The sequence below is a fragment of the Desulfoconvexum algidum genome, assembly GCF_055382125.1.
The window spans coordinates 1,565,085-1,576,807 of record NZ_AP042394.1 but is presented as its reverse complement, the minus strand read 5'-3'; the positions used below and the strand labels follow the sequence as shown (position 1 = coordinate 1,576,807).

13 protein-coding genes and 1 pseudogene are annotated in these 11,723 nt (G+C 42.6%); 6 read left to right on the top strand and 8 right to left on the bottom strand.

Annotation, left to right across the window (positions count from 1 at the left end):
- Positions 1–136: 136 nt before the first annotated feature.
- The gene (gene greB / locus ACZ45G_RS07220) at positions 137–643 is read right to left on the bottom strand and encodes a transcription elongation factor GreB (RefSeq protein ID WP_464176480.1); all 507 of its coding nucleotides are present in this window, start codon (positions 641–643) and stop codon (positions 137–139) included.
- A gap of 336 nt (positions 644–979) precedes the next feature.
- Positions 980–1,360 (bottom strand): response regulator, encoded by a 381-nt coding sequence (locus ACZ45G_RS07215; RefSeq protein ID WP_464176478.1) that lies wholly within the window; start codon positions 1,358–1,360, stop codon positions 980–982.
- A 432-nt stretch (positions 1,361–1,792) separates the two neighbouring features.
- On the opposite strand from ACZ45G_RS07215, the gene ACZ45G_RS07210 reads away from it, so the two are divergent.
- Together ACZ45G_RS07210 and ACZ45G_RS07205 are read left to right on the top strand one after the other, a co-directional pair.
- Positions 1,793–2,047 carry a hypothetical protein gene (locus tag ACZ45G_RS07210; RefSeq protein ID WP_464176476.1) on the top strand — a complete coding sequence of 85 codons (255 nt, stop codon included), beginning with the start codon at positions 1,793–1,795 and terminating at the stop codon, positions 2,045–2,047.
- A gap of 23 nt (positions 2,048–2,070) precedes the next feature.
- A complete protein-coding gene (locus ACZ45G_RS07205) occupies positions 2,071–3,516 on the top strand; it encodes a 7TM-DISM domain-containing protein (protein WP_464176474.1) in 1,446 nt (481 codons plus the stop codon).
- A gap of 66 nt (positions 3,517–3,582) precedes the next feature.
- Here the strand turns inward: ACZ45G_RS07205 and ACZ45G_RS07200 are convergent, their stop codons facing one another.
- The 3 genes and pseudogenes from ACZ45G_RS07200 to ACZ45G_RS07190 form a co-directional block, all read right to left on the bottom strand.
- Positions 3,583–4,110 (bottom strand): DUF2867 domain-containing protein, encoded by a 528-nt coding sequence (locus tag ACZ45G_RS07200; protein WP_464176472.1) that lies wholly within the window; start codon positions 4,108–4,110, stop codon positions 3,583–3,585.
- Between the two features lie 98 nt (positions 4,111–4,208).
- Positions 4,209–6,080 (bottom strand): RiPP maturation radical SAM C-methyltransferase, encoded by a 1,872-nt coding sequence (locus tag ACZ45G_RS07195; protein ID WP_464176470.1) that lies wholly within the window; start codon positions 6,078–6,080, stop codon positions 4,209–4,211.
- Positions 6,081–6,130: 50 nt separating this feature from the next.
- A pseudogene (locus tag ACZ45G_RS07190) lies at positions 6,131–6,247 on the bottom strand (integrase core domain-containing protein); the annotation flags it as partial.
- Between the two features lie 301 nt (positions 6,248–6,548).
- On the opposite strand from ACZ45G_RS07190, the gene ACZ45G_RS07185 reads away from it, so the two are divergent.
- Genes ACZ45G_RS07185 through ACZ45G_RS07175 form a run of 3 tightly spaced genes read left to right on the top strand, consistent with a single transcriptional unit; the run spans position 6,549 to position 8,948 of the window.
- Positions 6,549–7,751 carry an aminotransferase-like domain-containing protein gene (locus ACZ45G_RS07185; protein ID WP_464176468.1) on the top strand — a complete coding sequence of 401 codons (1,203 nt, stop codon included), beginning with the start codon at positions 6,549–6,551 and terminating at the stop codon, positions 7,749–7,751.
- A gap of 11 nt (positions 7,752–7,762) precedes the next feature.
- Entirely contained in the window at positions 7,763–8,548 is a 786-nt protein-coding gene (locus ACZ45G_RS07180; protein ID WP_464176466.1) for an HpcH/HpaI aldolase family protein, read from the top strand.
- Between the two features lie 4 nt (positions 8,549–8,552).
- On the top strand, positions 8,553–8,948 hold the full coding sequence (locus ACZ45G_RS07175) for a 4Fe-4S binding protein (RefSeq protein WP_464176464.1): 396 nt from the start codon (positions 8,553–8,555) through the stop codon (positions 8,946–8,948).
- 110 nt (positions 8,949–9,058) lie between these two features.
- Here the strand turns inward: ACZ45G_RS07175 and ACZ45G_RS07170 are convergent, their stop codons facing one another.
- Positions 9,059–10,141, bottom strand: a complete 1,083-nt coding sequence (locus ACZ45G_RS07170; protein WP_464174964.1) for an IS3 family transposase — start codon at positions 10,139–10,141, stop codon at positions 9,059–9,061.
- Complete coding sequence (locus ACZ45G_RS07165) at positions 10,138–10,626, bottom strand: transposase (RefSeq protein ID WP_464174963.1); 489 nt, start codon at positions 10,624–10,626, stop codon at positions 10,138–10,140. Before ACZ45G_RS07165 ends, ACZ45G_RS07170 begins: the two co-directional genes overlap by 4 nt.
- A 230-nt stretch (positions 10,627–10,856) precedes the next feature.
- On the opposite strand from ACZ45G_RS07165, the gene ACZ45G_RS07160 reads away from it, so the two are divergent.
- Positions 10,857–11,156: a 4Fe-4S binding protein gene (locus ACZ45G_RS07160; RefSeq protein WP_464176462.1), complete on the top strand. Its 300-nt coding sequence runs from the start codon at positions 10,857–10,859 to the stop codon at positions 11,154–11,156.
- Positions 11,157–11,189: 33 nt separating this feature from the next.
- Here ACZ45G_RS07160 and ACZ45G_RS07155 read toward each other — a convergent pair whose 3' ends face one another.
- Complete coding sequence (locus tag ACZ45G_RS07155; RefSeq protein WP_464176460.1) at positions 11,190–11,693, bottom strand: GFA family protein; 504 nt, start codon at positions 11,691–11,693, stop codon at positions 11,190–11,192.
- Between the last annotated feature and the right edge of the window lie 30 nt (positions 11,694–11,723).

Genomic DNA, 11,723 nt, shown 5'->3' with positions numbered 1-11,723 from the left:
TGTCATACCCCTTACGAGCTCTATTCGTGATGGACTGTTGCCACATAAAAGGTTTTTAATCCATGCGTAATCATTAAATTTTGCTGCTGCAAAAATTGCATTCTGTTCCATTTTATAATTTCTTTAAAAAAGAAGTTTATTTTAAGTCGTTATAACAAATTTTCGATATATAAAAAACTTTCACTCCTTTTGGTGAAAAAAACTTGATTTCATCCGCCACTCGTTTTCCTATCATTGCTTTACCTAAGGGCGAATCCATACTAAGGTTTCCGTCAACAACATTAAACTCATCGGGCCCAACGATACGATATTCGACCTCTTCCCCGTCTTCATCCTCGAGGGTAACAAAAGCACCAAAATAAGCTTTATCCTGATCCTCAGGAATACGATTGACCACAGTCATACCGTCGAGACGGTTCGTTAAGAATCGAATCCTGCTATCAATTTCGCGCAAGCGTTTCTTGCCATAAATGTATTCGGCATTCTCGCTACGATCACCTTGTGCGGCAGCTTTCGAAACTCTATCGGTCACTTGTGGTCGCTCAACTTTCCACAAGTACTGAACCTCTTCAGTTAATTTTTGTGCACCTTCCGGGGTGATATACTTGGAACCTTTTTCTATAGGAGGACGCCATCTACCCATGTTAAACTCTCCGTATTTTATGGACTATTTTATCCAGGGGCAGACCATTATTTCGGAACAAAAGCAGCTTTCCCTGTCGGCCTTAACAAAGCATCGTTGTTAGAGCATGCGCTTAAGGCCAAAAATTAAAATCCAACACATAAAATCCTTTTGATTTTTGATGTAATCATTGAATTGTCCTCTTGGTTATTAATAACTTGTTTTCACTACATTTAACAACAGGGCTCCTTTTGATTTATGGCCTTTGTGACCCACAAAGGCCATCGGACTTCTGTTGTTGTTTCCGATTTTAAAATAAAGATATCCCGCAGTTTCCGGCTACCTTTCAATAGGAAATTATAAGCTGCCTAAAATAGAGTTAACTTTATTGATTAGGTCTTCATTGGTAAACGGCTTTTTGATAAATCCGTCAGGCTTTGCAGCCATCAAATCATCATAGGTTTGCCCCTGTGTGTCTGACAATAGTGCAATAAAGGGTATGACCTTCAGGCTCGAGTGGTTTTTCAAGGCACTTAAAAGCTCTATTCCATTGACTTTTGGCATGTTGATACCGGATATGATCAGATCCACCTTTTGTTCCATGAGAAGATCTAAGACCTGTTTTCCGTCCGCAGCTTCAAAGATGCGTGTAAAGCCGGCACTATGAAGTATCCTTTTGATCATGGATCGCAGCATCCCGGAGTTGTCAGCAATAAGTATAGCAGATGAAAGAGGCATAATTATTTATTCATATCAGATTAAAACTGAATTTGCCATATAACTTAAATGTTGCATGTGTAATTTTTCAATACCAAGTTGAGCGGCTTCCTGGTTAACGTTTGAGCTGAGTTGGCTGGGATATAAAACTTCTCCTTGCCCTTATTCGCCTGAATCTGATAAAGAGACAACATTGTGGTATCTGTATCGGATTGACAGTAATATTTCAGAGACTGGAGGATCCTTTTTGGTTTTATCTAAAAAAACAAGTTCTTATTTTCAATATTTTTCCAATTAAGTACCACCATCCTCATTTTACTGGTTTCATCCTGTTGTCACAATGTAAACATCCCCCAACTTGACTACCCCATCCTTTTATCCTTTGATCAATTCACGAATCGTCTGAATACAGGTGACATCATCCTTTTTCATGGCAATTCAGATTTTGATGGAGTGACAGATTACCTGGAGTGCAACCCCTGGGCGCATGTCAGCATGATCATCAAGGCTAAAAACAATAAAACCTATCTTTGGGAGTCGACCATAAAATCCAATTCAAAAGATGTCATTGATCATGAAGCCAAAGGTTTTTCTTCGGATTCCCATAAACTTAAATTTTTGCAACAAGAGACCACGCTCTCCAAAGAACATTATTTTAAACCTGTTCTGGTGAATGGAAAATTGTCTGTTCGCGTAACTTCTGACTGAACCTCTTTACGGAGATTGGCACGATGGTAAAATTCATCACACTAATTTTATTGCTCCTATGCTTTACGTTTCCCATAAATATAGAAGCAAGGGATTTTGAAAAAATAACCCATTTGGATCAAGACTGGGAATTGTACTGGCAGAAACTTTTAGATCCGGCGGACCTTCAGGACAAGAAAATCATTTTTGACACAAAACAATCCTTTCCTTTCTTCTGGAATGATATTGAAATAAACGGCCAACCATTGCCTTCTAACGGGTTCCTAACACTACGAAAGGTGGTTCACATACCCAAATCGTTTGTGGGCAAAAGTCTTGGGTTACGTGTTCCTGAAATGTTCAGTGCTTATACACTCTTTGTTAACGGTGATGTAATGGCAACCAACGGTACCGTTAGTGCTAATCCATCCGTGTACCAGCCCCAATGGCGTCCCCAGACCGTCACCTTCAAACCCCATGAAACCAGGATTGAGTTTATACTTCAAATTGCCAACTTCTCCTATGCATTAGGAGGGGGTTGGCGAAAAATCGACTTTGGCCTTGCCGATAAGATACTTAGCAGAACGCACATGGCCATCTTTTGGGATATCTTTTTATTTGCCTCTGTTTTAACCATGGGGCTATACCATATCGGGCTTTTTACTAAACGAAGGAAATCATTGTCTTCACTCTTTTTTTCTATAGTATGCCTGGTCGTAGCATTACGAACACTGGTTTCCGGCGAGATCCTCATCCATAATTTTTTTGACCCGTCGTGGGAAGTGTTGCTGAAGCTAAATCTCCTTACAGTCGCATTATTGCCGCCACTATTTATAAGTTTCCAACGCCATCTTTTTGCTGGGTGTTCTGATAAACGTATTGTAAAGGGATTTCTCATTCTTGGTGCATTGTTTGCTTTTATAATTATACTTTTCCCGGCCAAGATACATAGCCTGTTTCTTGGTGTCTATCATATTGCTGCACTATCAGGTTGTGCTTATATTCTTTTTGTTTTTACCAAGGCGATAAAAAAGAATCTGGATGGTGCTTTAATCAGTCTTCTTGCTTTCCTAGTTCCTTTTTTAGCTGCATTAAATGATATGCTCACAGTAAACAACTATATCAATACCGAACAAATGCTTCCATATGGTTTGATTGTCTATTTTGTTGCCCAGTCTATTATGTTGGCGCAAAAATTCAGTCTTTCTTTGAATCGGGAAGAAATTCTTTCAAATGAACTCGAAGAATTGAATGAACGACTTGAAGACAAAGTTGAAGAACGTACCAATGAATTAAAACAGGCTATATCAGAGATAAAACAACTGACCGGCATGCTCCCCATCTGTGCCCATTGTAAGAAAATCAGAGATGATATGGGCTATTGGAACCATGTTGAAGAATATGTCTCCGAACACTCTGATGCGGTCTTCTCTCACGGCATATGTCCTAGTTGCATAGAAAAATTATACCCCCACGCGAAAAAACGTTAAGTTGAGCGGCCGCGCTACTAAAGCTTCAGCGGGCACTGCTGTTTGGGCTCCGCTGCAAAAGCGCCGTTATGTGATTTGGCGTTTTCTTATACCGGCCTTCATCATCCTCCAGACAACCATGTGATGAAAAGGTCGAATTAAGTTGAAATACACCGGCCCAGTCCAGTGAAGATACTTAACAGATGTGAATACGTGATACCTTGTAAGATTCTGATTTAATTTTTCTGCCATGACACCAAATAAAGCGGTTAAGTGTTTATCTGCAGGTGTTTCTGAAATCCAGTACATATCCTCTTTTGCATCACGCACAATAAAAAAGGATGCATTTTCACCAGGTTTAAAGGAAAGATCCTCTGGTTTTATTGAGGGCAAGGTCTCTGGCTTTTCATGACGAACTAACCCGAGGATACTTACAAAAAACTCCCTGAATCTATATAGGAAAACCATCCACCAGGGGTAGTAAGAGAGCATTCCAGAAATAAAACCTCTTAAATCGACATCACTCTCAATGGTTTTAACATCGATATGATCCGCATTCTGGAAATAAATCTCAAACTCTTTATATTTTTGAATCACATTCATTTTACAACTCACATAACCCCCTTTAATAAGAAATGCTTCAATCCTTTTTTCCAGATCTTTTTACCCACCAAGTTTGGACTGCGGGGATCTGCATTTCGGGTTTGCCAGGGTCAGATGCAATGAGCTCCTTGTAAAGGTACTGCCAGGCTTAAATATTTGCCGTTTTCTTCAAACATCAATTTTTTATCCGTCATCATTTTTAAAAAGGGCATCACCTTCTCCTGGGTCAGCCCCTGAAAATGATGAAGGATTTTTTCCAGTGACTGATGATGCCCGCAATAGAGGTACACTTTTCTGGAGAGCCCTTCCATGCGATGGGTAAAGGGGGCTTTTGAGAGCCGCTTCTGGCGGATGATCATAAAGTCTCTTCCATCCCGATAACTCAAAATCGGCGTATCACCTCCGATCCGATGAATCCGGGTATACGTTTTTTCCCAGTCATGAACCTTTTGCTTAACCGGCTGCCACAGTTTTTTCTGGTATTTCATGTCGCCGCGGTACCTCTGGATCAGAAAGGTCATGTGGCGGTGAATATCTTCCGGGAATATTTTTGCATAATTGGGATGGTTGAAAATTGCCTTGACGCCAAAGGACGCTGGATCGTTATATACACTGCTTCCATGTCCCAGCCAGAAATTCACAAGCCCCGGGGGACGGAAAAAGGTAGCAAACTCAAGGTTCCGGAGGGTTTCATTTATGTCCTCGATATCACTGCCGGGAAAATGGAGTATCAGGTTGGCATTGTTGGCAATACCTAAGCCTTCACAGTGCTTCATGATTTCCAGATTCTGGATGGCGGTGGTTCCCTTGTTTAATTTTTTCAGCAAACGGGAGCTGAGGGATTCGATACCGATCTGGATATTGCTGACGCCGGCAGAGCCCATTTTTTCCAGTACCCGTTTCGGAGTGGTGGCCCTGAGTTCACAAAAAAGATTGAGATCTTTTTTCAATCCAGACAGCTGATCAAACATCTCCATGGCTGTTTTTGAAGGTATGAGGTTGTCCATGAACGCCACGGAAAGAGTACGATATTTTGAAGTTAGATGATCGATTTCACCGAATACCTGTTCCGGGCCTTTACACCGGTACCCCTGCCAGTTACGGTTAAGATTGCAGAAAGCACAGCCTGAATGCCCTGAATTGGAAGCCTGCCACCGGCATCCCCGGGATGCTTCGGCCGGGAGTGTAGGGAAAAAATTATTATCCGGAGCAGCTGTTTTCATCAAATGAAAATAGTCATCATAATCCGGAACGGGCAGATCCTTGAGGTCTGCCATTTGGTTAAAGGTTACCGGCTTTTTACTTGTGCAGGAGCGTGACGTAACAAGGCCCGTGATGCGGGAGATCTTTTCAGGATCGGCACAATTCCTTAAGTGGTGCACCAGGCTGCACAGCGGTAGTTCTCCTTCTCCGTTAATGACAAAATCGATTTCCGGGAATACCGTAAAAATATCCTTGATGGAATCTCCCGCAAACATGGAACCGCCGATTACAATGTCGAGTTTTGGAAATTTTTTTTTTATGGAGCGGATGAAGTACAAAGAGGAGGTGAGCTGACAAAGACAGATTGAAAAGCCTGCCAGACCAAAGCGGTCCCAGTTGATGCTGCTGATAAATTCATCGGCAGCCTCTGCCGCCTTATGCGTAAGGGCTTTGAAGTCGACCTTAAGTGACAGGGGGTTGCCCTTTGCTTCCCTGTAGAACAGAGTTTGAATAAGGTCGAATCGCTCCGGATATAAGAGCGCCGCATAAACGGATTCAGCCAGCCAGGTTTTTTCGGAAATTTCATGATAGAGGGGATAGCCGATGGCAGCCGCTAATTTCAAATAGAAATGGTGGGTCTCCACCTTAAGGTCGGGAATCTCCTGCCTCAGATATGATTTCAGTGCACCGAGCTGAATGGATGGACGGCTGAAAAGCGGCCAGGGAGCGGATATAAGGATAATATTTTCTATTTGATTTTTTGTCTCTGACGGGCCCATACAGCCAGCTTCTCCCTAAAAATTTTGAAGTTATAAGGTAATCATCCCCTTGCATAATCTTGAACTTCTTTAATACTCCTAAAAAAGTATTGATTCAACCAATCATAACAAACCGTCCGGTTATATCGCTCGATATACACATTCTGGTGCAGCTTCCCTGGTTGAATCACATTTGTTTGCTTGCAGGAGGTTGAGCAAATTTACTCGGCATTTAAGGCGCCGCAGTCGACTTGAACGTTTAGCTATGGCGTTGACTCCTATAAGAACCACCCCACTTTCCAGGTTGCCTATCTTCTCTATCTCACTATCCAAAAATAAGCGCATATTCGTGATGTGTTGAGTACGACTCAAAACCAGTTCAAATATTTTTTGCTTTACAAAATTCAGCCTTTAAATATAGTGTTTCAACAATAAAACTTGGTCCTAGATGATATTATTTGTAATAAAAAAAGCTGAAGGGAAAATATAATGGTGAAAAAAGCGGATAGAATTGAGTTTATGAAATACAGATCCCAGACGATGCGTAATCTTATTCAATCCATGTCAAGACACGATCTTGTCTCTTTTGGTGGAGGGGCTCCTGCAAAAGAAGCATACCCTGTTGATCAGATCCGGAAAATTTCCCAGGATGTTTTCAGGGAAGATAATCGGGCATTTGAGGCCCTGGGATATGGAAGCCCGCTTGGACTCACGGACCTGCGGGAACAAATCAGGGACGTCCTTTTGAAACCAAACCGTGTTGATGCACAATTAAATGAAATCATGGTCACTGCCGGCGGTATCCAGACAATGAATCTTCTCTGTCAGCTGGTCACCAATCCAGGTGATAAGATCCTGGTTGAATCCCCTACATTTGTTCACGCCACCATGATATTTGAAATGTTTCAAATAGAATGTATTCCCTGCAGTATTGATGAAGATGGGTTGCTCCTGGATGAACTGGAACAAAAGATAAAGCAGTACAATCCTGTATTTATATATACAATGCCGACATTTCAAAATCCAACCGGTGTTACAATGTCTTTGGAAAGAAGAAAAAAAATCGTTGAGCTTGCAGAACAATATGATGTCCTCATCTTTGAAGACGATCCCTACAGAGAAATTCGTTACAGCGGGGACAATCTGCCGCCGATCAAAGCATTTGATCGATCAGGCCATGTCGTTTACGCAAGCAGTCTTTCAAAAATTTTTTCACCAGGGGCACGGCTCGGCTATATTCTTGCTGATGAACCCATAATAGATCATTTAGTTGATATCAAAACCGCGACAGACACCTGTACTAACGGTTTTGCCCAGGTTATCTGTGCTGAATTTTTCAAAAGAGGACACTATCCCGATCATGTGCAGCGGCTGTGTAAAATTTACAAGGGAAGAAGAGATGTGATGCTGCAGAAAATTGATGAATCTTTCCCTGATGGGACAAAACGAACAGACCCTGATGGCGGATATTATGTCTGGGTCACACTCCCAAACGGACTGGATGGCAAAGAACTTCTGCAGGATGCAATTGAAGAGATACAGATTACTTATGGTGTAGGAGAAGGGTTCTACATCGAAAAGGATGAAACCAGAAATAACTGTATCCGCATGAGTTTCAGCGGCGCTGCAGAAGAACTGATTGAAGAATCAATCACCAAACTGGGAAAATTTTTCTGCTCAAAAATAAAATAGGAAGGCATCAGATGAAAAACACCGTAAAAGAAAAACTAAAAAATAATGAAAAGGTTATCGGCACATTCCTATTCACCAGCAGCACTTATGGAATAGAAAGTTTAGGAAATACAGATATTGATTATGTTATTATCGACACTGAACATGGTCCCTATGATACTGAAACCATGGCAGACATGATCCGGGCAGCAGAAAATGTAAATCTAACGCCTTTTGTCAGGATTTCAGATATCAATCACAAAGAAATTCAGAGAACTGTTGACCTTGGCGCTCAAGGATTGATTGTCCCTCTGATCAGAACCATGGAGCAAATTCAGCAACTTGTCAATTACGCAAAATTTACGCCCCTTGGCAACAGGGGGTTTGCGCCGACACGGTCAAACAAGTTCGGACATGATGAAAATTTCGCAGATGGCATTGAATCGTTCATGAAAATCTGTAATGACAATGTCATGGTAATTCCACAATGCGAAACAGTAGAGTGCCTCGAAATAATAGAAGATGTTGTAGATGTGGAGGGTGTTGATGGAATCTTTATCGGCCCCTATGACCTTTCCATTTCTCTTGGAGTACCTCTCCAGTTTGACAACCCGGTATACCAACAGGCTCTCAAAAGAATACAGACTGCATGCCACGCAAAAAACAAACCCGTCTTTATTTACTCAGGTGATATGGATACTTCTATTGAATTAATGAATAAAGGATTTGACAGCGTTGCCTACAGTCTTGATGTGGATATGCTTGCCAAAGCATATAGAAACGACCTTAAAGTAATGCGGGAGAGCCTGAAAAATTAAAAAGATGAAAATCCATACTTGGCGGCGAGTTATACAGATAGGGGTTGCTGCCCTTTTTATCATACTTCCCATTCTGAACCAGGCTGGGTTCAACTTTATTTGGGGAAATTTTTTAAACATCCATGTCAGCTGTTTGACATTTTCAGATCCTCTGGCTGTTTTTCAGGTAATCCTTAAGAATCATTACCTGCCCATTGGGCTTTTGATAGGTGCCGGAATGGTTTTGGCCATTTCATTTTTTATGGGTACTATTTTTTGCTCCTGGATTTGTCCCTTTGGATTGTTGTCAGAACTTGTAAACTATTTTTCTTCCAGGATGTGGCCCAAAAAATTTAGCAAGCGGAAAATTGAAACAAGAGGATTTGCAGTAACGGTAGATGTCAAGCAAGTTGTCGCCTAAACATAGAAAAAATATCGTGCTTACCGCAACACCTTCTCATGACCTCCGACGGGTTTTTTTTGGATGCCCATTCTCGGCCATGAGAAACTGTTGCTCTTTTATAGATAAAATCAAGTCTTCTGGTCCGCAAAGACAATATCTGCGGTTTCTTTCCCATCAGTTGTTTTTCCTGGTGAATTGTTCCTCTTGTTTAAAGCCACTTCACCAATGTGCTTCCAATTTCTTGAAGTCCCGGTCCAGCGTTCCGGGTGAGAAGCCTTTGCCTCCAGATAGACCTGATGACGTTTTTCAAGGATTTCAATATCTTTTCGGTCATGTCTGTCTACTGGGGTTACAAAGCCAATACCGCTATGAAGATGCTCATTGTTGTACCATTGGGAAAATTTTTCTGCCCATTTTCGGGCACTGTTCAAGTCGTCAAAGGGATGTTCCGGGTATTCCGGCCGATATTTCATGGTCCGGAACAGCGACTCAGAATAAGGGTTGTCGTTGCTGATCCTGGGTCTGCTGAACGATGGAGCTACCCCCAGGGACTCCAGTTTTGCAAGCATGGTAAAGGCTTTCATTGGCCCGCCGTTATCAGAATGCAGAACCAGCTGATTCTTTTGCACTTTTTCTTGATGGCAGGTGTCTGTAATCAGAGCGGCTGCCAGCTCTCCAGATTCACAATCATAGACCTGGTATCCCACTGCTTTGCGGCTGTAGACGTCCATGATCATATAAAGGTAGAAAAAACGCCCTTTTACCCGGGCCGGTAAATATGTGATATCCCAGGACCATACCTGATTGGGGCCTGTGGCAATGTAAGCCTCCGGTCGTTTGCGGGCTCCTGCCTTGCTTGAGAGGCGGTGTTTGTTCATTTTCTGCTCTCTCAAAATTCTGTACATAGTGGCTTCTGAGCCCAGATAGATGCCCTGATCTGCAAGTTTGGGAACAATTTGGTGGGGATTGAAATCCCCAAATTCTGAGGATGTCAGCACATCCATGATTTGTGTCCTCTCTTTTTGGGATATCTTGTTCCCAGGCACAGCCCGGGAGCCTTTGCGGTGATCATTAAAGCCATGCTTTTCCCAACGTTGCACCGTTCGAAGCGGCAGCCCCAGAAGTTCTGCTGCCAGATGCTTTCGTGCACCAGCCTTACAGGCCTCCTGGGTCAGCATCAACGCCGTCTTTTTGTCGCCTTCACTGATCAATCGTCCCTGGGATCCCCCCAGATAAAGTTTGCTTTTTTTTTAAGAACCAGCAGGGCTGCCGTCTCGGCAAGTGCTTTATCCTTGCGGTTCAACTCTTTTTTCAGAGCAGCATTCTCCTTCTTTAACCGGGCAGTCCCTTTGACTCTAAGGGAGGCCTTGTTCGGGGTTAACAAGGAGAGGATGTCTTTTTTCCATTGTTCAAGGTGATGAGAAAAGATCCCTTTTTTACGGCACCAGGAAACACGCTCCCCTTCCGGCATGGCACCTGTTTCCATCAAAGCATTCAGTCGTTGTTCTACAGACCAGTCCTGGGGGCGTTTTTCTTTGTCAGTCAAATTTTCGATTCCGTTTTTTTTGTGGTTTTTAAGCCAGTAAGTCAAGGTGGACCGGCCGATACCGGCTTCGCTTGCTATTTCATGATGAGGTTTACCACCCATCAGTACTTTTTTTATCACAGCCTCTTTTGTTTGAATCGGGTATACCATAAAATCACCTCAATGCCCCCGGGTTTGATTTTCAATTGAGGCGACATCTATCCTGACACAGGGGGGTAAAGGCAGCAATTTTTTGCATAGGTTTTCTGATTTTCTGGTTTTTTTTCAACGCACCCATTTTAAACCAGGTGTCAATGCCATTTCACTATTCCAATATTTTTCAATATCTTTTTATACAAAAATACCTGTCACCTGCCATTTGGTTTATGGGAGCCGTTTTATTGGCGGAATTTCTACTTCAAACCCGTTTGTGGTGTCGTTGGATTTGTCCGCAATCGGTTCTTCTGGCAGTTGTCAAACGGTTCAACCCCTTTGGGCTTACCATTATTTTTAAACAAAAGAACTGTATTTCAAACAAGGCACCGTTCCCCTGCAGGCAGGCCTGTTCCCTGGATCTGGACCCCAAACGGCTAGAAGGCTGGAGCCTGGCCCAATGTACCAATTGTGGCGATTGTGTGGATGCCTGTGAAAAAACGGGTAAGGCCCTTGTCTATAAATTTTCTTTAAGAAATAAAATATAGTCGTTTTCTCTTTGCATGATTTCGTTTTTAATTTTAAAATAACCGTTCTGAATGATTTTTATGACCTGACCACTTGGGTAAATCATCATTCATATCAAACACCCGCATACCGTAGAATAAATGGCAACTGGGCTTGAAGCTGTCCGGAATTTTCGAAACATGCCCGAAATCAAAAAGAGAGGGGAAGGCAAGCCACATTCTCCGCCCTTCATCGGCAATCAGGGTTCCGCATACATCGCAGCTGACTTTGCAGGGAAGAATGCGCTCGTGCTTATTCAACTCGTTGTTGTAAAAATGCAGATGATCGACACCGGTGATTATCCTGACGTCATGCTTATGGAATATGGCTGCCCACTGCATGGGGGCACCGTGCAATTTTTTGCAGACCAGACAATGGCATATCTTTGCATCCACAGGATCCGCGCACACTTCGTATTGGACTGTCTTGCAGTAGCAGCTCGCCCGGTATTTGATTTTAAACCTGTCATCCTCAACCGATGCATAGTCCGGGCCGAATTCATTTTTATTTTGAATCATATGGGCCTCTCATATTGAGCGTTAAGTGCT